The sequence below is a fragment of the Bradyrhizobium sp. 2S1 genome (assembly GCF_011516625.5).
Classification (GTDB): domain Bacteria; phylum Pseudomonadota; class Alphaproteobacteria; order Rhizobiales; family Xanthobacteraceae; genus Bradyrhizobium; species Bradyrhizobium septentrionale.
Genome location: NZ_CP147717.1, coordinates 9290244 through 9310515, shown reverse-complemented (window position 1 = coordinate 9310515; position 20272 = coordinate 9290244). Strand labels below are relative to the sequence as shown.

Below are 20272 nucleotides of genomic sequence, written 5' to 3'. Positions count from 1 at the left end.
GAATCGGTCCATCCCAAGCTTGAATCACAACCAAGCCAGGATGAGAATCCGGAATCCAAACAGGCCCTAGGCCGGGACGACGGTTAGATCAGCAGTTATGCGCGCCTCTGGTCTCGACATAGACCGCATAGAGCGATTGGCTCGCCGTCATGAACAGGCGGTTGCGCTTCCTGCCGCCGAAGGTGAGGTTGGCGCAGGTCTCCGGCAGCAGGATCTGGCCGATGCGCTGGCCGTCGGGTGCGAACACCTGCACGCCGTCATAGCCCGGGCCGACCCAGCCGGCGCCGACCCAGATGTTGCCGTCGACGTCGACCCGCATGCCGTCCGGGAAGCCCGACTTGCCGTCCAGCGTCATGTCGATCAGCGTGCGTGGGTTGGAGAGCTTGTCGCCGTTGAGGTCGTACTGCCAGACAATGTTCTTGGCGTTCGGATAATGCGTGATGCCGGTGTCGCAGACATAGACCTTCTTGTAGTCGTGGCTGAAGGCGATGCCGTTCGGCTTGAACGGTTCGTCGGCGACCTTGGTGACCTGGCCGGTCGATGCGTCCAAGCGATAGACCGCCTCCTTCTGGTAGGGCTGCTTCGATCCGGTGTTGGCCAGTTGGCCTTCATAGATCGAGATCGCGCCATAGCCGGGATCGGTGAACCAGATCGACTTGTCGTTGGGATGCACGACCATGTCGTTCGGCCCGTTGAGCTGCTTGCCGTTGGCCTGCTCCGCCAATGACGTGACGGTTCCATCGTGCTCGTAGCGCACCAGCCGCGTGCGCTCCGCGGTGATCTGCCGGCCCTCGAAATCGAAGGTCGAGCCGTTGGCTTCGTTCGACGGCTTGTGGAACTGCTCGGAGATGTGACCGTCATCGTCGAGATAGCGCAACTGCCGGTTGGCCGGGATATCGCTCCACACCAGATACTGGCCCTGTGCGTTCCAGGCCGGGCCTTCCGCCCACAGACAGCCGGTGTAGAGCCGCTTGATCGCGGTGTTGCCAACCTTGGCCTTGAAGCGCTTGTCGTCGATCACGACGATATCGGGGTCGGGATAACGCTGCGGCTCCGCGTTGCGGCCGAAGTCGCGCGCGGCAGCATCGGATGCAGCCATCGCAGTTGCAGCAAGCGCGGTTGCGCCGCGCAAAATGGTTCGACGGTCGAACGCCTTCGCGCCGTCGCCCTCGTGTTTCTGAATGTTGCTTGGATTTGCCACGAAAGTCCTCCCAGGTTTTTTGTTATCGGGAGGGCGATCATGCACCCGCAATTCTGGCACAATGCGGGCGCGCTATGATGAAACAACCAAAGAGTGTGTCGCCCCGGCCTCGTGCGTGATTGCGCGCAGAGTTCACCGAGGCGACTTTTTCATAAAACTGTCAGATCGGATCCCAAGATCAGATCAGATCAGTTCAGTTCAGATCGGATCCCAGGTGAAGACGTCGGCCGAGCGGTCGAGCTTGGCGAACGATCCCTTCAGCGCCGGCATGCCGTGTTCGGCAATGGTCTCGGGCGTCCAGCCTTCGCCGCGATGAACCGAGCGCACCGGACGATGCTGGCCGAACAGGAAGATCTCATTCATGCGCACGCCGAAGATCTGCCCGGTGACATCCTTGGCGGCGTCGGAGAGCAGATAGGCGCAGACCGGCGCGATCTTCTCGGGGCCCATCTGCTTGATCTTCTCGACCCGCGCCTTCTCGGCATCGGTCTCGGTCGGGATGGTGCCGATCATGCGGGTCCAGGCGAACGGCGAGACGCAGTTCGAGCGCACGTTGAAGCGGCCCATGTCGAGCGCGATCGACTTCGACAGGCCGACGATGCCGAGCTTGGCGGCGGCGTAGTTGGCCTGGCCGTAATTGCCGATCAGGCCGGAGGTCGAGGTGAAGTGCACGAACGAGCCCGACTCCTGCTCGCGGTAGATGCGCGCTGCGGCGTGGCTGACATAGAACGAGCCCATCAGATGCACCTTGATGACGGCCTCGAAGGCTTCCACGCTTGTGGAAGATCATGTCGCGCAGGATGCCGGCATTGTTGACGACGCCGTCGAGCCGGCCGAAGTGGTCGGTCGCGGTCTTCACGATCTTGCTGGCGGGAATCGCTTCCGCCACCGACTCGAAATTGGCAACAGCCGTTCCACCGCGCTTCTTGATCTCCTCGACCACTTCCTCGGCAGGCGCGGCGCTCGAGCCGCCACCGTCGGCGGCGCCGCCGGGATCGTTGACCACGACCTTGGCGCCCTCAGCCGCGCAGAGCAGCGCGATCTCGCGGCCGATGCCGCGGCCCGCGCCGGTGACGATGATGACTTTATCCTGCAGTGATTTTGCCATGTGGGTTCTCCTTGTTGCTGTCCGTTATTCCGGGATGGTGCGAAGCACCAGACCTCAGATGCGCAATTGCGCATCGGGGAATCTCGAGATTCCGGGTTCGCGCTTTGCGCGCCCCGGAATGACGGGCGTTACTTCTCGTTCGTAAAGATGATCGTGCCTGACGCCGCGAACATGCCGCCGACGCCGTGGCAGACCGAGATCTTCGCGTTCGGCACCTGCGCCGGCGCGATGCCGCGCATCTGCCGCACGCTCTCCTGCAGCGCGTACATGCCGTACATGCCGGAGTGCATGTAGCTCAGCCCGCCGCCATTGGTGTTGAGCGGCAGCTTGCCGCCGGGTCGGGTGTTGCCGTCGGCGATGAACTTGCCGGTTTCCTCATGGAGCATGAAGCCGAGGTCGCCGAGGCCGTAGAGCGGCAGATGCGCGAAGGCGTCGTAGATCATCAGATGGTCGACGTCCTTGTGCGCGATGCCGGCCTCCTTGAAGGCGAGCGGACCCGCCACCTTGAAGGCGCGCGATGAGTCAAACGTCTTCATCTGGCTGACCATCGGCGTTTCCACGCTCTCGCCGGTGCCGAGGATATAGACCGGCTTCTGCGGGAAATCCTTGGCGCGGTCGGCCGAGGTGAGGATCAAGGCGCCGCCGCCGTCGGTGACGAGGCAGCATTGCAGCAGCCGGAACGGATAGGCGATCATCCGTGAGTTCAGCACGTCGGCAACCGTGATCGGGTCCTTCATGGTCGCCCGCGGATTCTTCGCCGCCCATTCGCGCTGCACGACCGCGACCATCGCAAGCTGCTCATGGGTGATGCCGTGCGTTTTCATGAAGCGCAGCACGGGAATCGGAAACATGCTCGGTGGTCCATAGACGCCGAACGGTGACTCGAACTGGCCGTTGAGGCTGTCGGCTGCAGTGAAGCGCGGCTGCTTGCCGATCATCGACTTGCCGCTCTCGGCATGGGTGATCAGCACGATCTTGCAGAGGCCGGCCTCGATCGCCGCCGCGGCGTGGCGGACATGCAGCATGAAGGAGCAGCCGCCGACCGAGGTGCCGTCGACCCAGGTCGGCGTGATGCCGAGATAGTGGGCCATCTGCTGCGGGGTCTCGACCGCGGTGGCGAAGCCGTCGATGTCGGACAGCTTTAGGCCAGCATCCGCGATCGCGTTCAGTGCGGCATCCGCGTGCAGCTGGATCTGCGACATGTTCGGGATGACGCCGAGTTCGGTGGTCTCTGCCGCACCGACGACGGCAACCTGGTTTCTGCGCATCGCGTTACCCCTTCGCCGGACGGAACAAGGGAAGGGTGATCTTGTCGTCGAGTGCCTCGAAGGCGACCTCGAGCGGCATGTCGAGCTCGAGCGCTTCCGGCGTCTGCGGACAATCGATGATGTTGCTCATCAGGCGCGGGCCCTCGTCGAGCTCGACGATAGCGATCGCATAAGGCGGCGTGAAGCCGGGCGCCGCAGGACGATGATTGATGACATAGCTGTAGAGCTTGCCCTTGCCGCTGGCCTTGAAGACCGAGACCTTGCGCGAGGCGCAGGAGGGGCAGAACGGCCGCGGCGGAAAATAGACATTGGCGCAGGCGTCGCAGCGCTGCAGGCGCAGCTCGCCGGCCTTGGTCCCATCCCAGAAATGCTGGGTCTCAGGCGTCGGTTTTGGTTTTGCGCGCGCGGGCTCGGCCATGTCTGATGTTTCCTCCCGAAATCGTTACAGACTTGATGCGCCATTGGACCGAGCCCCGTCAACGGTCCATCCGTGCCCCGCGCAGCGGCCTGTGTTTCGCGCATGCCGCATATTCCGCCGCTCGCACAATTGCTAAGGCCGCGATGCTTGTGTCGCTCCGATCCGGCGCGTAGAAGGGCCGCGGTCCAAGATACGTCAAGGGCACGTTCAAGATACCCGGGAGGAATAATATGATGCTGAGGATCATCGGCGCGGCACTCGCTGCCAGCCTCGCATTCGCCACACAAGCCACGGCCGCCGACGCACCGTCGGAAATCAAGATCGGCACGCTCTACGCGTCCTCCGGACGCTACGCCTCGATCTCGATGCCGGTCTACAGCTCGCTGAAATTGTGGGTCGAGCAGAAGAATGCCGAGGGCGGCGTGTTCGTGAAGGCGTTCGACAAGAAGATCCCGATCAAGCTCGTCTCCTATGACGACCAGAGCAACACCGCGACTGCGTCTACGCTTTATAACCAGCTCGTCACCCAGGATAAGGTCGATCTCCTGGTCGCCGATTCCGGATCGGTGTTGACGGCGCCCGCGGTTGCGATCGCGCGCGATCACAAGATGTTCCTGTTCGACCAGACCGGCACCGGCGCGAGCTTCTTCTCCAAGGACAATCCCTACATCGCGCTGATGGCCGATCCGGTGTCGACCGTCTGGCCGAAGCCGGTCGCTGACTTCATCAGCCAGGACGGCCCTGGCCTCGGCATCAAGAAGGTCGCGATCCTCTACGCCACCAACGAATTCACCGGCACCCAGGCCAACGCGTTCCGCAAGTTCGTCAAGGATTCCGGCGCGCCGATCGAGATCGTCTACGACCAGGGCGTTCCGACCGAGACCACCAACTACAACGTGATCATCAACAACATCAGCAAGACCAATCCCGACGCGGTGATCCATTTCGGCTATGCGCCGAACGACATCGCTTTCCTGCGCAACGTCCAGGACGTCGGCACCAAGTTCAAGATGCTGTTCGCGATCTATGCCGGTCTCGAGACCGAGCTGCTCGAGAAGAACGTCGGCGCCAAGGGGCTGGAGCACATCTGGACCTATGTGCCGCCGTCCGAGCTGGATTATCCCGTCAATTTCGGGATGACCATGAAGGATTTCCGCGACGCCTGGCTGAAGAAGTACAACGACGGCAAGATGGAGTTCGGCTTCAACGCGGTGGCCGGCTACACCACCGCGCTGGTGGTCGAGAAGACGCTGTCGGTTGCGACCAGCCTCGATCAGATGGAGCTGCGTCGCGCCGTGTTCTCGCTCAGCGGCCAGCTCAAGACGCTGGACGGCACCTTCGCGCTGGACGAGACCGGCGGCCAGATCGGCGAGCTGACGCCGCTCGGCCAGCTCACGGTCGACGAGCACGATCACATCAAGTTCGTCTCGATCTATCCGCACGAGACCGCCAACGGCAAGCCGATCTATCCGGCGCCGTGATGCGATTTTCGGCGGCAGGCGTAACCTTCGGCGGCGAGCGGTAGCATGACCTATGCGCTCGTTGCCGGCGTGCTGTTCGGGCTGTATTTCAGCCTGGTCGGCATCGGCCTCAATCTCGTGTTCGGCGTCATGCGCATCGTCAATCTTGCGCATGGCGACATCCTGATGCTGGGCGCCTTCATCGCGCTCGGCGTGGTCGGCATCGCCGGCATCGATCCGCTGTTCGCGGTGCCGCTGGCCTTCGTGGTGTTCGTGCTGGCGGGCGTGCTGCTGTACTGGGTGCTGGTGCCGCGGCTGCAGGGCTCGGCCAATCCGGAAATGCTGTCGATCATCCTGTTCTTCGGCTTGTCGCAGGTGATCGAGGCCGTCACCACGATCTTCGCCGGCACCAGCGAGCGGTCGATCCAGAGCCGGCTGCTCGGCACCGTGTTCACGACCATCAAGGTGAAGTGGTTCGGCGGCAAGGCCGGCGGGGCAGGGCCGATCCAGATCTTCGGCCAGGGTTTTCCCGCGCCCTGGGTGATCGCGGCCTGCACCAGCCTGATCGCGATCGCGCTGGTCTATCTCTATCTCTACCACACAAGGCTCGGCACCCTGACGCGCGCGGTGATGTCGCGCCGCGACGAGGCGCTGGCGACCGGCATCGACGTCGATCGCGTCTCGGCGGCGGCGTTCGGCATCGGGCTCGGCATCGCCGCTGTCGCCGGCGTGTTCGCGCCCTTCATGTTCGGCTCGGTGACGCCGGCCTTCGGCGCCGATGCGACGGTGACGTCGTTTGCGATCGTCGTGCTCGGCTCGCTCGGCAATCCGCTCGGCACCGCGCTCGGCGGTGTCGTCTATGGCCTCTGCTACATGCTGGTGCAGACCTATCTCAGTTCCTGGGCCGACCTGTTGCCCTATGTGTTGCTGATCGTGATCCTGTTGTTGCGCCCGAGCGGTCTGCTCGGAAGGCGGGTGCGCGTTGCCTAGCGTATCGAAGCACCTGCTGTTCATCCTGGCGCCGCTGGTCGTGGTGTTCGCACTGCTGCCCGGCGTCTATCAAAACCATCTCTTGCTGTTCAACTTCGTGATCTTCCTGATCCTCGCGCAGGGCGTGAACATCATCTATGGCTTCACCGGCTATCTGCCGTTCGGCTATGTCGGCTTCTTCGGCGCCGGCGCCTACGGCTTTGCCATCATGGTGATGCACCTGCAGACGCCGGCGCCGTTGGCGGTGGTGGTCGGCGGCCTCGTTGCGGTGGCGCTCGGCCTGTTGCTGACACCGCTGCTGCGGCTGTCGGGCGCCTATTTTGCGATCGCCAATCTCGCGGCCTCGCTCGCGGTGCTGCACTTCGTCGCCAACCCGGCGCTGGAGGGGATCACCAAGGGCCCGTATGGCGTGTCGCTGACCGGCACGTTCAACCCGACCCACGCCTATTACGCCGCCGTCGTGGTGATGGCGCTGACCGTCGGTGCCGTCATCTATCTGAAGAACTCGCCGTTCGGGCTTGCGCTGCAGGCCGTGCGCGAGGATGCGGTGTCGGCCTCGATGGCCGGCGTCAACATCATCAAGATGCGGGTGATTGCCTGGCTCGCCTCGGCGCTGGTCGCCGGCCTCGCCGGCGGCATCTACGCCTGGTACGTCTCGGTGTTTTATCCCGACAACGTGTTCTCCGGCGAGTTCAGCATCTTCGCGATCGTGTTCGCGCTGTTCGGCGGCGTCGCCACCATCACCGGACCGATCGTCGGGGTGCTTATCCTCTACGGCATCTACAACCTGATCGGGTTCACGACGCCGCAATATTTCCAGCTGATCTATGGCCTGTTGATCATGGGACTGGTGCTGTTCCTGCCCGCAGGGCTGGTGTCGCTGGCAACGCGCAGGGGGTGGCATGTCCCCTGAGAAAACCCCCATTCTCAAGGTCTCCAAGCTGGTCAAGCGCTTCGGCGGTTTCCACGCGCTCGACGGCTTGAGCTTCCATGTCGTGCCGGGCGAGATCCTCGGGCTGGTCGGCCCCAATGGTTCGGGCAAGACCACGGCGATCAACGTGATCTCCGGCCTCTATGCGCCCGATGGCGGTGAGGTCGTGTTCGACGGCACGTCCTCTGGCGGCGTCGCCTCGCACAGACTGGTTCATCGCGGCATCAACCGCACCTTCCAGGTGCCAAAGCCGTTCCTGTCGCTCACGGTGCGCGAGAACATCCAGGTGGCGCTGGCCTATGGCGGTGCGACCGGCGCGCCGTCGATCCCCGAGCTGCTCGAGGATTTCAGGCTGAAGGAGGTCGCCGACCGCCCCGCCGCCGATCTCAACAGCGCGCAGCAGAAGATGCTGGATCTGACCCGCGCGCTCGCCACGCGGCCCCGGCTGCTGCTGCTCGATGAGCTCGCCGCCGGCCTCAACCCGGCCGAGCTCGACTGGATCGCCGGCCGCATCAAGGCGCTGGCCGCAACCGGCATGGCTGTTATCGTGGTCGAGCACCTGATGGGCTTCATCGAGCAGATCACCGACCGCGTCATCGTGCTCAATGCGGGCAAGGAGATCTTCGAAGGCACGCTTGCGACCGCGGTGCGCGAGCCGCAGGTGATCGAGGTATTTCTGGGAGGCGAGCATGCCCACTGATGCAGCGCCGCTTCTGGACGCCAAAGGCGTCGATGCCGGCTACGGCACCATGCAGGTCTTGTGGGGCGTCGATCTCGACGTCCGCCCCGGCGAGACCGTGCTGCTGCTTGGCGCCAATGGCGCCGGCAAGACCACCTTCCTGAAATCGCTGGTCGGCCTGATCGAGGCCCGCAGCGGCCATATCAGGCTCGGCGGCGAGGACATCACCAAAATGCGATCTTCGGACCGCATGAAGCGCGGCATGACCTACATGTCGGAGCTTGCGGTGTTTCCCGATCTGTCGATCGAGGAGAACATCCGGGTCGGCGCGCAGGCGCTGGGTCATGCCAATCCAGGCGGGCGGGTCGACGAACTCTACGGCCTGTTTCCGGTGCTGCGCGACAAGCGCCGCGACCCGGCCTCCAGCCTGTCCGGCGGCCAGCGCAAGATGCTGGGCATCGCCAAGGCGCTGTCGGCCGAGCCGAAGCTGCTTGTCATGGACGAGCCCTCGGCTGGGCTGTCGCCGCTGTTCGTCGAGGAGGTGCTCCGCGCCTTGTCGAGCCTGCAGGGCCGCGGATTGGCACTCTTGATCGCCGAGCAAAATATCGGTTTCCTTGAGATTGCCACCCGCGTATTCGTGCTGGAAGGCGGGCGCATCAGTTTCTCCGGCACGGTTGCCGAGATGAGCGGCAATGAAGACCTGCACCGCGCCTACTTCGGGTTGAAGTGATCCGGATCGGCGCGGGCTATTCGGGCGACAACAAGGTCCAACCGTGAAGTGAAAACCATGCCCAAGAATCCGACACTCGCCTCCCTTGCCGCCGATCTCGAAAGCGGTGCGACCTCCGCCCGCAAGCTGGTCGAGCAATGCATCGCCAGGATTGCCGATCCGGCAGGCGAGGGCCAGCGCACCTTCATCCATGTCGACCGCGACGCGGGGCTGGAAGCCGCCGACGCCATGGACCGGCTGCGCAAGGCCAACGCCGCGCCGTCGCCGTTTGCCGGCATTCCGGTCTCGATCAAGGACCTGTTCGACGTCAAGGGGCAGGTGACGCGCGCCGGCTCCCGGGCGCTGGAGGATTCCGCACCGGCGGATGCCGATGCGCCAGTGGTGGCGCGGCTCAAGCGCGCCGGCTTCATCGTGATCGGCCGCACCAACATGACCGAGTTCGCCTATTCCGGCATCGGCATCAATCCGCATTACGGCACGCCGAAAAGCGCCTGGAACCGTAGTGTCGGCCATGTGCCCGGTGGCTCGTCCTCAGGCGCGGCGGTCTCGATCGCCGACGGCATGGCGTTCGGCGCGCTTGGCACCGACACCGGCGGCTCCTGCCGGATTCCCGCGGCCTTCAATGGCATTGTCGGCTACAAGCCGACGCAGCGCCGGATTCCGCTCGACGGCGGCGTGCCGCTGTCGTTCACCTTGGATAGCTATGGCCCGCTGGCCAATTCAGTCGCCTGCTGCGCCGCGCTCGATGCCGTGCTGGCCGATCAGCCGGTGACGCCGCTGACGCCGCGCCCGGTCAAGGGTATGCGGCTCGCGGTGCCGACCACCGTTGCACTCGACGACCTCGATGATGCCGTCGCAAAAACCTTCGAGCGTGCGCTGGCCGCGCTGTCGCGCGCCGGCGCGCTGATCGAGCGGATCGAGGTCCCTGAACTGCTCGACGTCGGCGTCATGAACGCCAAGGGCGGCTTTGCCGCCGCCGAGAGCTATGCCTGGCACCGCTTCCTGCTCGCCAGCAAGGGCGACGTCTACGATCCCCGCGTCGCCGTGCGCATCCAGCGCGGCGAGGGCTTTCCGGCCGCCGACTATATCGATCTGCTCAATGCGCGGCGCTCTTTCATCGCCCGCACCGAACAGCGCATCGCGCCCTATGACGCGATGGTGCTGCCGACCACGGCGAACCTGCCGCCGACGATTGCCAGCCTCGCCGATGACAAGGCATTCGGCACCGAGAACCTGCGCGCGCTGCGCAACTGCACGCTGATCAATGTGCTCGACGGCTGCGCCATCTCGCTGCCCGCGCATCGCGAGGGCGAGGCCCCGGTTGGCCTGATGCTCGCGGCCGCGGGCGGTTCGGATCGCCGCATCTTCGAGCTTGCGGCCGGAATGGAGACCGTCATCCGTGTTTGATCTCACCTTCAATGTCGACGACAAGGGCGTCGCGACGCCGCTGACGCTCGAAATCAAGCAGGCCGTGATCGCCGGCTGGACCGGCCGCGATCCGGTGGCGCGCGACAAGCACATTGCGGAGCTCGAGGCGCTCGGCATCGCACGGCCCGCGACCACGCCGATCTATTACCGCTGCTCGGCGCGCCGGCTCACCTTTGCCGACACCATCGAGGTCTGCGGCGAGGAGTCGAGCGGTGAGGTCGAGTTCGTGCTGATCGGCTGGCAGGGCCGTATCTTCGTTGGCTGCGGCTCCGACCATACCGACCGCAAGGTCGAGAGCTACAGCGTCACCGTCTCGAAGCAGATGTGCGACAAGCCGATGGCGTCTGAACTCTGGGAGCTCGAGGACGTCATCGGCCATTGGGACCAGCTGGTGCTCCGCGCCTGGGCCACAATCGGCGGCCAGCGCGTGCTCTACCAGGAGGGCACGCTCGATCACATGCTGCCGGTCAAGGACCTGATCGCCCGCGGCTTCGACAAAGGCGCGCTGCCCGACGGCTGCGCCATGTTCGGTGGCACCTTCGCGGCCAAGGGCGGCATCCGCCCGGCCAGCCGCTTCGAGTTCGAGCTGGAAGACCCGGTGCTGAAGCGGAAGATCGGCCACGGCTACGACGTGGTGACGCTGCCGGTACGGGGCTGATCTCAGAGCGCTTGCTGCTGCATCGTCTTGACGGGAGGCGGGTCGCGGAATGCCAATGGCCGTTCTCGCGCGGCCATGGCCTCGGCATCGCTGATGATGCCCGTGTGTTGCATTCGAGCGATGACGAGGTTTCGCCGATCGAGCGCGATGTCTCTCCGCCGATTAAGCAGCGCTGGCATTCGCGGCAGAGCAACGATAAACGCGATCTCGTCAACAGCTAGCGGGCCAAGTGGTCTCCCGAAATAGGCCAGTGACGCGGAGCCGACGCCATAATTGCCGCGACCGAAATAACTTTCGTTCAAGTAGATTTCGAGGATTCTGTCGCGTGACAGGGTTCGTGCGACGCGCTGCATGAGCACGATAGTGGCAATGTGCATGTCGATCCCACGGCAACAGTCGGTGGAAAAGGACATCAGGCAACGCGTGACGGATTGTATTATGCCCGACGGTGGTCCTTTGCCTCCGTTTGCGGCGGCATGTGCGATGCCGATGATTGGACTTAGCGACCGCGCTTCGTAGAAGTCTGGTTGCTCATAGGCAATCGCGGCTTTGCGAAGCAGCGGTGGTATGTCGGCGAGGGAGATGTAGGTCCGATCCGGGGCAGCCGTGCAGGCGGGGCCCGTCGTCGATATCGAGGCAAGCCCATCCTCGCTCGGGAGCCCCAGAGCGTACTCGTAGTGCCACACGAGCCAGCCCGCGAAAAGCAGCAGTCCGATACCGACCAGCGAGACTGCCGACAGGATCAATTTTGCGGCAACGATGACAAATTTTCGCATCGATGATCGGTCGATCCCACAGGTCGGTCTGTCCGTAGCCAATCTGGTGCTGGAACAAGTCGAAATTTGGCCGGTTTGCGTGAAGGAAGAAGGAATGAGGGCGGCTCGCCGGAAATCGGGTGGCGTGAGCCCCGATCATGGGCGAGACTCCACCTCATGACAGCAACCGCCAAAACCATCACCCGCCCAGCCACCGGCATTCCTGCCCGCGTCGACGGGCTCGACTGGGACCAGATCACAGCCGATCTCGACGGGCAGGGATGCGCCGTCCTCAATAGCCAGCTGACGCCGCAGGAATGCGATGTCATCGCCGCGCTCTATCCCGACGACAGCCGGTTCCGCAGCAGGATCGTGATGGGCCGCCACGGTTTTGGCCGCGGCGAGTACAAATACTTCTCCTATCCGCTGCCGGACCTGATCGCGGAGCTGCGGCCGGCGCTGTATGCGCGGCTGACCGCCACGGCCAATCGCTGGAACGAGACGATGGGGATCGATATCAGCTATCCGACATCGCACGCGGCGTTCCTGAAGCGCTGCCATGATGCCGGGCAGACGCGGCCGACGCCGCTGCTGCTGCAATATGGCGAGGGCGACTACAATTGCCTGCATCAGGATCTCTATGGCGAACACGTGTTTCCGATCCAGGTCGCGATCCTGCTGTCGGAGCCGGGGCGCGATTTCACCGGCGGCGAATTCGTGCTGACCGAGCAGCGGCCGCGGATGCAGTCCCGGCCCGAAGTGGTGCCGCTCACCAAGGGCGATGCTGTGGCCTTTGCCGTGCATCACCGTCCGGTGCAGGGGACGCGCGGGCCGTATCGTGTCAATCTGCGCCATGGCGTCAGCCGTATCAGGTCCGGCCATCGCCATACCGTTGGCGTGATCTTCCACGACGCAAAGTGAGTGCGCAGAAGCTTGGCTGCTGATCTGTTCGAGACCATTGGTGATGCACGGCCGCCGCGCGAGACGATCGCGGACGGCGCGGTGCTGTTGCGCGGCTTTGTCCGGCCGTTCGAGGTCGAGCTGATCCCGGCATTGCGCGTCATCGTCAAGCAGGCGCCGTTCCGCCATCTGATCACGCCGGGCGGCCACCGGATGTCGGTCGCGATGACCAATTGCGGCAACCTCGGCTGGGTATCCGACGCAAGCGGCTATCGCTATGATCCGATCGATCCCGACACCGGACAACCCTGGCCGGCGATGCCGGAGGTGTTGCGCAGGCTCGCTGCCGACGCAGCTGATGAGGCCGGCTTCACCGGCTTTGCGCCGGAGGCCTGCCTGATCAATCGCTACGTCCCCGGCGCAAAGCTGTCGCTACATCAGGACAAGGACGAGCTCGACTACGCGGCACCGATCGTCTCGATCTCGCTCGGGCTGCCGGCGATCTTCCTGTTCGGCGGCCTGAAGCGCAGCGACACGCCGCGCCGCTACCGGCTTGAACATGGCGATGTTGCGGTGTGGGGCGGACCGTCACGGTTATTTTATCACGGCGTCGCAGCGCTCGCTGATGGCGAGCACAGCGTGCTCGGCCGCCAGCGCATCAATTTGACCTTCCGCAAGGTGGCTAAAGCGCGATGAGATTGGGTTGCATCGTCATCGCGCTTTAGCTCTTTGTTTGAGCATGATCTCCGCGCAAACGCGTTCCGCGTTTGTCGCGAGGGAAAACCGCTTCGCACTTTTCCGGATCATGCTCTAGCTCCCCCTCCCGCAAATCGGAGAGCTGGTCTAAACTCCTGATATGACCACCAAGGCCGACCGCGCCGTCAACCGCACCGGCGTCTATCTCGCCGTGCTGCAGCTCGTCTTCACGCTGGGCTGGACCACATACCTGATCTATCTGCCAAAGCTGTGCGCCGAAGTCGGCATTGCGCCGACGACCGTCATCCTGATCCTGATGATGGACCAGGGCATCTTCACCATCACCGACACGGCGATGGGCATGGCTGCCGACAGGATTTCCAGGCTGGTCGGCCGCCTCGGCGTGTTCGTCGGCATCCTGGCCGCGATCTCCTGCGCCGCCTTCATCGCGCTGCCGTATGTGGCCGGCACCGGGCCGGGCGCGAAGGTCTGGCTGATCGCGCTGATCGTGATCTGGGCAGTCACGTCATCGGCGTTGCGCGCGCCGCCGCTGACGCTGCTCGGCAAGTATCGCGCCGAGCCGTCGGTCCCGTTCCTCGCCGCGCTGGCGATGCTGGGCTATGGCATCGCCGGTGCGGTGTCGCCCTATCTCGCCGTTGTGCTGCGCGATCACGATGCGCGTCTGCCGTTCGTGTTGTCCGGTGCGGTGCTGCTGCTGACCGCGCTGGCGTTCTCAGGGATCGAGCGCCGCATCGCCGAGGAGGCGCAGCCGGAGCGGCTTGCGCCACCGGCCAAGCGGCTCGGGGCGGTGCCGATGTTCCTGATCGCGTCGATGGTGCTGCTTTCGCTCGGCTATCAACTGCACTTCAATATCAACAGCGCCCCGTTCTACCTGCGCTTCGCCACGGCGGATAATCTGCAATGGCTAATGCCGGTGTTCTGGATCGGCTTCAACATCGCGATGTTTCCGGCGAGCATCGTCGTCAGGCATCGCGGCGGCCTGATCGTGATGGGTGCGGCGGGGCTGCTCGGCGCATTCGCCATCATTGCCGCGGAGATTGCCGGAAGCCTCAACGCCCTGATCGTGGCGCAGTTCCTGGCGGGGGCTGCCTGGGGCTGCATGCTGATGAGCGCGGTGTCGGCAGCCCTTGCGATCGGGGAGACCGGCGCGGAAGGCAAGGTCACCGGCCTCGTGTTCTCGGCGCTGGCGCTTGCCACCTTTGCGCGGATGGCGGCAGTCGCCGGCGGCCTGCAGAAGATTCCGGACTATGCGCCGCTGGTGCACTGGGCGCCGGTCGCCTGCTGGTCGGTCGCCGGCGCCGGCCTGCTCGTGATCGCCGCGTCGCGGCTGCAACGCGGCGTCAAGCAAACTTGATTAGCATCGTCATTCCGGGGCGCGAAGCGAACCCGGAATCTCGAGATTTCCGGGTTCGATGCTTCGCATCGCCCCGGAATGACGAGCGTTTGGCTTAGTTATTCCGCGCCGGATGGATAAACGCCCAGGGCGAAACCTCGGAATCGGTCGGCACTTCCACCGAGATCACATAGGGCCCGCCGTCGGCCAGCGCCTTCTCCAGCACCGGGCGGAAGTGATCGGGCGAGGTGACGCGCGCGGCGCCGACGCCGAAGGATTCCGCGAGCTTGACGAAATCGGGATTGACCAAATCGGACGCGACGACGCGGCCGTCGAAGCGCTCGCGCTGGTCGCGGCGGACATTGCCATAGGCGTTGTTGTTGAACACCAAGGTCACCACGCCGATCCTGAACTGCACGGCGGTGGCGAGCTCCTGCACGCCGAACATGAAGCCGCCGTCGCCGGTGATCGCGACCACCGGCTTGTTCGGGTTGGCGACCTTGGCGCCGAGCGCGGTCGGGAAGCCCGAGCCGAGCGTGCCCTGATAGCCCGAGGTGACGAAAGTCCGCGGCTCGTAGATCGGAAAGCCGTACCAGGAGGCGAAGCCGACCTGCGACAGCTCGTCGGTGACGATCGCGTTTGCCGGCAGCACCTCACGCAGGATCTTCAGATAGGCCATCTGCGGCTGGACGCGCTGGATCTCATGCTCGGTGGCAGCGGTGGCCTCGCGGATTGCCGTGCGGCGGCCTGAGGTCTTGCTGTAGCCGGCCTTGCGGACCGCGGCGACGAGATCGGCGGTGCCGGCCTTGGCGTCCGCGATCACGCCGGCGTCAGCGGGCCAGCGGCGCAGCTCGACCGGATCGATGTCGATCCGCACGCATTTCAGGCCGGCCGGCTGATAGGGCCAACGCGACATCGTCGGCAGCTCCATGCGGGTGCCGATGCCGATCATCAGGTCGGTCTTCGGCCACAGTTTGTAGGCCGAAGCCATCGTGAGTCCGAGCTCATGCGCGTTGGAGACGATGCCGCGGCCGCTGCGGAACGCGACCACCGGCGCGTCGATCATCTCGGCGAGCTCGAGGATTTCCTCGCGCGCCTCGATGGCGCCGCTGCCGACGAAGATCATCGGCGCCTTGCTGCCGGCGATCAGATCGGCGGCCGCCTTGATACGGTCCGGATCGGGCTGCGGCGCCGGCAGCGGGTCGAACGGCTTGACGGCCGCGACCTGGGTGCGTTGGGTGAACACGTCCCAGGGCATTTCCAGCGAGGCCGGGCCGCGCCGGCCCGACAGCATCTCCTGGAACGCACGCGACACCATCGCGGGCGCGTTGTCGGGGTATTCGATCCTGTCAGCCCATTTCACGAAGCTGCGCAGCGTTGCGAGTTGGTCCGGCATCTCGTGAAGATGGCCGCGGCCTTTGCCCAGGAATTGCGTCGGCACCTGTCCGGTCAGGCACAGCACCGGCTCGTTGCAGCCGAAGGCGGTGAGCAGCGCCGCCGAGGCGTTGAGCACGCCGGGGCCGGGCACCACGCTGAACACGCCGGGCTTGCCACTGGAGCGGGCGTAGCCGAACGCCATGTAGCCGCAGGCCTGCTCGTGCCGGGCGCCGATCACCTTGAGCTGCGCCTGGTGGAACGCATCGAACAGGCCATAGATCTGGGCGCCGGGCAGGCCGAACACGGTGTCGACGCCGTGGGCGACGAGGCCGTTGACGATCGCTTCGCCGCCGGATGTTGAGGTCATGGCACTGTCCACTTGCTTCTCGGGTTAGATCGCTTCGTCGACGACGCCGTTGCGCAAAATGCCGACGCCTTCAGCCTCGACCTCGACGACGTCACCGGGCCTCAGATAGCGCGGCGGATCGAACCGTGCACCTGCGCCGGTTGGCGTCCCCGTGACGATGATGTCGCCGGGAACCAGCGTCGTGAAGGTCGAGATGTAGTTGATGAGGTAGCGGAAGCCGAAGATCAAGCGCGAGGTGCGGTCGTCCTGCCTGACTTCGCCGTTGACCCGCGTGGTCAGGCGGATATCGGCGATCTGCGCTTCGCCGGTATAGGGCACGATCCACGGGCCGAGACTACCGGTGGAATCGAAGTTCTTGCCCTGGGTGACGTTGAATTTGGCGTGGCGCACCCAGTCGCGGATGGTGCCTTCATTGCACAGCGTGATCGCGGCGATGTGATCGAGCGCGGCGCTCTCGGCAATGTGCCGGCCGGCCTTGCCGACCACGAGCACCAACTCGCCTTCATAGTCGAGCTGCGGCGAGATGCGGGGGCGCACCACCGGCGTGTTGTGGCCGACGAAGGAGCGCGGCACCCGCAGGAACATGCTGGGATATTTCGGCGCGTCCGAGCCGTCCTTGTACTCTGCGTTGCGGTCCGGATAGTTGACGCCGATGCAGATGATCTTGTCCGGCGCCGGGATCGGCGGCTGCCAGGCGACTGCGTCCAGCGCATGGTCGGGCGCGCGCTTGGCGGCGTCCTCCACGAGCTTCGTCAGCGCGCCGGCGGCGATCGCCTCGCGCAGGGTCGGATAGTCCTTGGCGAAGCGTGACGAGAGGTCGACGATGCCGGTGTCGGTGACGGCGCCATACTTGGTAGCGCCGTTGACGGAGTAAGTGGCGAGGCGAGGAGCTGACATCGGAAATCCCTCAATCCGCAACCAGCACGTCGGCGACGAAGCGCGGCTCGCGCACGGTTTGCCCTGCGAAGGTCGAGCCCTCCTCGAACCAGGAGCGCGGCGCCGGCGCGCCCCACAGCGTCTGGCGGCGCGGATCGCGTAGCGACCAGCGCAGCGGCTCATGGTCATGATCGCCGGTGAAATAGTCGCTGGTGTAGAGCTCGATGCGGTGGCCATCGGGATCGCGGATATACAGGAAGAACGCGTTGGAGATGCCGTGCCGGCCCGGGCCGCGCTCGATATTCGCAAGGAAGCCGGAGGAGGCCATCACGTCGCAGAGATGCACGATGTTCATCGCGGTCGGTACCCAATAGGCGATGTGGTGCAGGCGCGGTCCCTTGCCGTTGGTGATGGCGAAGTCGTGGACGTTGCCCTTGCGATGCATCCAGGCGGCTGCGATGCGGCCATTGTCGCCGTCCTCCTCGGCATATTCGGTGAGGCGGAAGCCGAGCCGCGCGTAGAAATCGACAGTGTCCTGCACTTCGGCGGCGAACACGTTGAAATGGTCGAGCCGCTGCGGATGGCAGCCCTTGTAGAGATCGTAGCGCCGCAAGAGATGCGGGCGCTTCTCCATCGTGGCATAGAGTTCGATCTGGAAGCCGAACGGATCGGTGAATTGCAGGGTGCGGCCCTGGAACGGCTGGTCGACGAAAGCATAGGCAACGCCATTTTCGGAGAAGAAGGCGGCCGCCTTGTCGAGATCGCCGTCATTACCGACCTTGAAGCCGAGCCGGTTGCAGGCGGCCTTCGGCGCCTTGCGCAGCACCACCGAGTGATGCTGGTGCTCCTCGCTGGCGCGCAGATACACCGCCTTGTTGTCGCGATCCTCGATATGGAGGCCAACTGTGTTCGAATAGAAAGTGGCGCTCTTCTCCAGGTCCGTGACGTCGAGCACGGCATGGCTGCAGCGGATGATGTTGAACGGCGGGTCGAAGATGTGTTGCGGAACGGGCATGGTGTTTCCTCAATTTTGTTCGTCATTCCGGGGCGGTCCGCAGGACCGAACCTCAGATGCGCGATTGCGCATCGGGGAATCTCGAGGTTCCGGGTTCGCTTCGCGCCCCGGAACGACGTGCAATCAAATTCCCAGTTTCTGAATCTTGTGCGTCCCGCGGGCGAGCGAGACGTGCTTAGTTTCCATGTAGAAGTCGAACGAGTAATCGCCGCCGTCGCGGCCGATGCCTGATGATTTCATTCCGCCGAACGGGGTCGGCAGATGGCGGACGTTTTCCGAGTTGAGCCAGATCATGCCGGCTTCCAGCGCATCCGCCACGCGCAACGCGCGGCCCATGTCGCCGGTCCAGACATAGCCGGTCAGGCCGTATTGCACGCCGTTGGCGATTTCGATGGCGTCAGCCTCGTCCTTGAACGAGATCACGGTCAGGAACGGGCCGAACACCTCTTCCTGCGCGACGCGCATGGTCGGGTTGGCGCCGGTCACCAGCGTCGGCTGCACATAGGGTCCGCCGCCGGGGCCGTCATGCGGCTTGCCGCCGACCGCGATCGTGGCGCCGTCCTTCTTTGCGACGTCGAAATAGCTGCAGACCTTGGCCAGATGCCGCTCATGGATCAGCGGCCCGATCTCGGTTGCGGGATCGAGGGGATGGCCGACCTTGAGTGCCTTGACGCGCGCGGTCAGCTTCTCGATGAACTTGTCGGCGATGCTCTGCTGGACGAGGAGTCGGCTCGACGACGTGCAGCGCTCGCCGTTGAGCGAGTAGATCATGAAAACGACGGCATCGAGCGCGCGGTCGAGATCGGCGTCGTCGAACACGATCACCGGATTCTTGCCGCCGAGCTCGAAATGCACGCGCTTCAGGGTCGGGGCACCCTGCGCCATGATCGCCGAGCCCGTCGTGCTCTCGCCGACAAAGCCGATCGCCTTGATGGCGGGGTGTTCGGTCAGCGCCTTGCCGGCCTCTTCGCCGAAACCGTGCACGGTGTTGAGCACGCCGTCGGGGAGGCCGGCCTGTTTTGCAAGTTTCACCAGCAGGTCGGCCGTGACCGGCGACCATTCCGCCGGCTTGTGCACCACGGTGCAGCCGGCGGCAAGCGCAGGTGCGATCTTCCAGGTCGAGAGCATGAACGGCGTGTTCCACGGCGTGATCACGCCGACCGGACCGATCGGTACGCGGGTCGAGATGTTCCAGTGTTCGTCCGACGGCGTGTTGAGGCCGTCGCGCGCCTCAGTGCATTTGTCGGCGAAGAAGCGGAAATTCTCCGCGGCGCGGATCGCGGCCTTGGCCATGAAGCGGTGCGCCTGACCGGTGTCGATGCATTCGAGCACGGCGATGTCGTCGGCGCGCTCCTCGATCGCGTCGGCGACGCGATGCAGCAGCTTGCGGCGCTGCGCCGCCGGCATGTCGCGCCAGGCCTTGAACGCCTTGGAAGCAGCGGTCGCGGCGCGGTCGATATCCTCGGCATTGCCGCGCGCGACGGTTGCCAGCACGGTGCCGTCGATCGGCGATTTCGTCTCAAAAGTCTGGCCGGAGGCGGCCGGGACGACCTTGCCGTCGATCACATTGCCGATGCCCTCTGCCTTCAACTTGGCGAGCAGGGGGCCGGCGCGATCGCGATTGGCCTGGAATACGTCGGCGGCGGATTTCGAGGTGGCTTTATCCATTGACCGTCTCCACCTTCAGTGCCTCGTGGATGTTGTTGCGTTTCCAGCTGGTTTCCTTGTCGTTGATCTGCATGTCGAACGACAAGGCGAATTTGCTCTTTGCAAATACCGGATCAAGATGCGCCGACAGCGCCTTGAAGATGTGCTCGCCGGCCTTCTTGCGGGTGGCGAGGTCGCGGCCTTCGCCAAGCCGCAGTACCATGTCGAGGAAGCCGTAATTCGCGCGACCGTCGGCGATCGCGTAATGCTCGCATCTGACGGCGCGGACGCGGATGCCGCCGAGCGGGAAGATGCCGGTCTCGACCGCAGCCTTGCGGACCAGTTCGACTGTTACGCCGATGTCGACGAGGCCGTCGAGGTTGGCGGAATATTCAAGCGTGAAATGCGGCATGC

The 20272-nt window shown here is 64.5% G+C and carries 19 protein-coding genes and 1 pseudogene; 10 read left to right on the top strand and 10 right to left on the bottom strand.

All coding sequences use genetic code 11. The features are described from left to right. Positions 1-88: 88 nt before the first annotated feature. From HAP54_RS44495 to HAP54_RS44480, 4 genes and pseudogenes are all read right to left on the bottom strand, one after another. Positions 89-1201, bottom strand: a complete 1113-nt coding sequence (locus HAP54_RS44495) for an SMP-30/gluconolactonase/LRE family protein (RefSeq protein ID WP_176422101.1) — start codon at positions 1199-1201, stop codon at positions 89-91. 198 nt (positions 1202-1399) lie between these two features. Further along, positions 1400-2309, bottom strand: a pseudogene (locus HAP54_RS44490) (SDR family oxidoreductase). 128 nt (positions 2310-2437) lie between these two features. After that, positions 2438-3577 carry a thiolase C-terminal domain-containing protein gene (locus HAP54_RS44485; protein ID WP_166297763.1) on the bottom strand — a complete coding sequence of 380 codons (1140 nt, stop codon included), beginning with the start codon at positions 3575-3577 and terminating at the stop codon, positions 2438-2440. Positions 3578-3581: 4 nt separating this feature from the next. After that, on the bottom strand, positions 3582-3995 hold the full coding sequence (locus HAP54_RS44480) for a Zn-ribbon domain-containing OB-fold protein (RefSeq protein WP_029083979.1): 414 nt from the start codon (positions 3993-3995) through the stop codon (positions 3582-3584). A gap of 230 nt (positions 3996-4225) precedes the next feature. Between HAP54_RS44480 and HAP54_RS44475 the strand changes: the two genes are divergently transcribed. The 7 genes from HAP54_RS44475 to HAP54_RS44445 are packed head-to-tail and all read left to right on the top strand — an operon-like array spanning position 4226 to position 10871. Beyond that, a complete protein-coding gene (locus HAP54_RS44475) occupies positions 4226-5476 on the top strand; it encodes an amino acid ABC transporter substrate-binding protein (RefSeq protein ID WP_338698324.1) in 1251 nt (416 codons plus the stop codon). Positions 5477-5521: 45 nt separating this feature from the next. Next, on the top strand, positions 5522-6445 hold the full coding sequence (locus HAP54_RS44470) for a branched-chain amino acid ABC transporter permease (RefSeq protein WP_166297761.1): 924 nt from the start codon (positions 5522-5524) through the stop codon (positions 6443-6445). Then, positions 6438-7358, top strand: a complete 921-nt coding sequence (locus HAP54_RS44465) for a branched-chain amino acid ABC transporter permease (protein WP_166297760.1) — start codon at positions 6438-6440, stop codon at positions 7356-7358. The genes HAP54_RS44470 and HAP54_RS44465 overlap by 8 nt, the downstream gene beginning before the upstream one ends. Then, positions 7348-8076, top strand: coding sequence for an ABC transporter ATP-binding protein (locus HAP54_RS44460; RefSeq protein ID WP_166297759.1), 729 nt, complete (start codon positions 7348-7350; stop codon positions 8074-8076). Before HAP54_RS44465 ends, HAP54_RS44460 begins: the two co-directional genes overlap by 11 nt. Further along, positions 8066-8785, top strand: coding sequence for an ABC transporter ATP-binding protein (locus HAP54_RS44455; protein ID WP_166297758.1), 720 nt, complete (start codon positions 8066-8068; stop codon positions 8783-8785). Before HAP54_RS44460 ends, HAP54_RS44455 begins: the two co-directional genes overlap by 11 nt. Before the next feature lie 57 nt (positions 8786-8842). Beyond that, positions 8843-10192 carry an amidase gene (locus HAP54_RS44450; RefSeq protein WP_166297757.1) on the top strand — a complete coding sequence of 450 codons (1350 nt, stop codon included), beginning with the start codon at positions 8843-8845 and terminating at the stop codon, positions 10190-10192. Next, complete coding sequence (locus HAP54_RS44445; protein ID WP_166297756.1) at positions 10185-10871, top strand: DUF2848 domain-containing protein; 687 nt, start codon at positions 10185-10187, stop codon at positions 10869-10871. The genes HAP54_RS44450 and HAP54_RS44445 overlap by 8 nt, the downstream gene beginning before the upstream one ends. Positions 10872-10873: 2 nt before the next feature. Here the strand turns inward: HAP54_RS44445 and HAP54_RS44440 are convergent, their stop codons facing one another. After that, on the bottom strand, positions 10874-11647 hold the full coding sequence (locus HAP54_RS44440) for a transglycosylase domain-containing protein (RefSeq protein ID WP_166297755.1): 774 nt from the start codon (positions 11645-11647) through the stop codon (positions 10874-10876). A 156-nt stretch (positions 11648-11803) separates the two neighbouring features. On the opposite strand from HAP54_RS44440, the gene HAP54_RS44435 reads away from it, so the two are divergent. The 3 genes from HAP54_RS44435 to HAP54_RS44425 all read left to right on the top strand — a co-directional run bounded on the left by HAP54_RS44435 (position 11804) and on the right by HAP54_RS44425 (position 14597). Beyond that, the gene (locus HAP54_RS44435) at positions 11804-12547 is read left to right on the top strand and encodes a 2OG-Fe(II) oxygenase (protein WP_166297754.1); all 744 of its coding nucleotides are present in this window, start codon (positions 11804-11806) and stop codon (positions 12545-12547) included. A gap of 12 nt (positions 12548-12559) precedes the next feature. Continuing rightward, positions 12560-13222 carry a DNA oxidative demethylase AlkB gene (alkB, locus tag HAP54_RS44430; RefSeq protein ID WP_166307050.1) on the top strand — a complete coding sequence of 221 codons (663 nt, stop codon included), beginning with the start codon at positions 12560-12562 and terminating at the stop codon, positions 13220-13222. 160 nt (positions 13223-13382) lie between these two features. Next, the gene (locus HAP54_RS44425) at positions 13383-14597 is read left to right on the top strand and encodes an MFS transporter (protein ID WP_166297753.1); all 1215 of its coding nucleotides are present in this window, start codon (positions 13383-13385) and stop codon (positions 14595-14597) included. A gap of 94 nt (positions 14598-14691) precedes the next feature. On the opposite strand, the gene HAP54_RS44420 is transcribed toward HAP54_RS44425, so the two are convergent. The 5 genes from HAP54_RS44420 to HAP54_RS44400 all read right to left on the bottom strand — a co-directional run bounded on the left by HAP54_RS44420 (position 14692) and on the right by HAP54_RS44400 (position 20270). Beyond that, entirely contained in the window at positions 14692-16320 is a 1629-nt protein-coding gene (locus HAP54_RS44420) for a thiamine pyrophosphate-dependent enzyme (protein ID WP_166297752.1), read from the bottom strand. Positions 16321-16344: 24 nt separating this feature from the next. Continuing rightward, entirely contained in the window at positions 16345-17217 is an 873-nt protein-coding gene (locus HAP54_RS44415) for a fumarylacetoacetate hydrolase family protein (RefSeq protein WP_166297751.1), read from the bottom strand. A 10-nt stretch (positions 17218-17227) separates the two neighbouring features. Further along, the gene (gene hpaD / locus HAP54_RS44410) at positions 17228-18211 is read right to left on the bottom strand and encodes a 3,4-dihydroxyphenylacetate 2,3-dioxygenase (protein ID WP_166297750.1); all 984 of its coding nucleotides are present in this window, start codon (positions 18209-18211) and stop codon (positions 17228-17230) included. A 123-nt stretch (positions 18212-18334) separates the two neighbouring features. Beyond that, a complete protein-coding gene (hpaE, locus tag HAP54_RS44405; protein ID WP_166297749.1) occupies positions 18335-19879 on the bottom strand; it encodes a 5-carboxymethyl-2-hydroxymuconate semialdehyde dehydrogenase in 1545 nt (514 codons plus the stop codon). Beyond that, positions 19872-20270, bottom strand: a complete 399-nt coding sequence (locus HAP54_RS44400; protein ID WP_166297748.1) for a 5-carboxymethyl-2-hydroxymuconate Delta-isomerase — start codon at positions 20268-20270, stop codon at positions 19872-19874. Before HAP54_RS44400 ends, hpaE begins: the two co-directional genes overlap by 8 nt. Positions 20271-20272: the final 2 nt, after the last annotated feature.

Bases quoted from the DNA above. Each gene is read 5' to 3' on its own strand.
- HAP54_RS44485 (WP_166297763.1), bottom strand. From the start codon at position 3,577: ATGCGCAGAAACCAGGTTGCCGTCGTCGGTGCGGCAGAGACCACCGAA.
- HAP54_RS44480 (WP_029083979.1), bottom strand. From the start codon at position 3,995: ATGGCCGAGCCCGCGCGCGCAAAACCAAAACCGACGCCTGAGACCCAG.
- HAP54_RS44475 (WP_338698324.1), top strand. From the start codon at position 4,226: ATGATGCTGAGGATCATCGGCGCGGCACTCGCTGCCAGCCTCGCATTC.
- HAP54_RS44470 (WP_166297761.1), top strand. From the start codon at position 5,522: ATGACCTATGCGCTCGTTGCCGGCGTGCTGTTCGGGCTGTATTTCAGC.
- HAP54_RS44460 (WP_166297759.1), top strand. From the start codon at position 7,348: ATGTCCCCTGAGAAAACCCCCATTCTCAAGGTCTCCAAGCTGGTCAAG.
- HAP54_RS44455 (WP_166297758.1), top strand. From the start codon at position 8,066: ATGCCCACTGATGCAGCGCCGCTTCTGGACGCCAAAGGCGTCGATGCC.
- HAP54_RS44450 (WP_166297757.1), top strand. From the start codon at position 8,843: ATGCCCAAGAATCCGACACTCGCCTCCCTTGCCGCCGATCTCGAAAGC.
- HAP54_RS44440 (WP_166297755.1), bottom strand. From the start codon at position 11,647: ATGCGAAAATTTGTCATCGTTGCCGCAAAATTGATCCTGTCGGCAGTC.
- HAP54_RS44435 (WP_166297754.1), top strand. From the start codon at position 11,804: ATGACAGCAACCGCCAAAACCATCACCCGCCCAGCCACCGGCATTCCT.
- HAP54_RS44425 (WP_166297753.1), top strand. From the start codon at position 13,383: ATGACCACCAAGGCCGACCGCGCCGTCAACCGCACCGGCGTCTATCTC.
- HAP54_RS44420 (WP_166297752.1), bottom strand. From the start codon at position 16,320: ATGACCTCAACATCCGGCGGCGAAGCGATCGTCAACGGCCTCGTCGCC.
- HAP54_RS44415 (WP_166297751.1), bottom strand. From the start codon at position 17,217: ATGTCAGCTCCTCGCCTCGCCACTTACTCCGTCAACGGCGCTACCAAG.
- hpaD (WP_166297750.1), bottom strand. From the start codon at position 18,211: ATGCCCGTTCCGCAACACATCTTCGACCCGCCGTTCAACATCATCCGC.
- hpaE (WP_166297749.1), bottom strand. From the start codon at position 19,879: ATGGATAAAGCCACCTCGAAATCCGCCGCCGACGTATTCCAGGCCAAT.
- HAP54_RS44400 (WP_166297748.1), bottom strand. From the start codon at position 20,270: ATGCCGCATTTCACGCTTGAATATTCCGCCAACCTCGACGGCCTCGTC.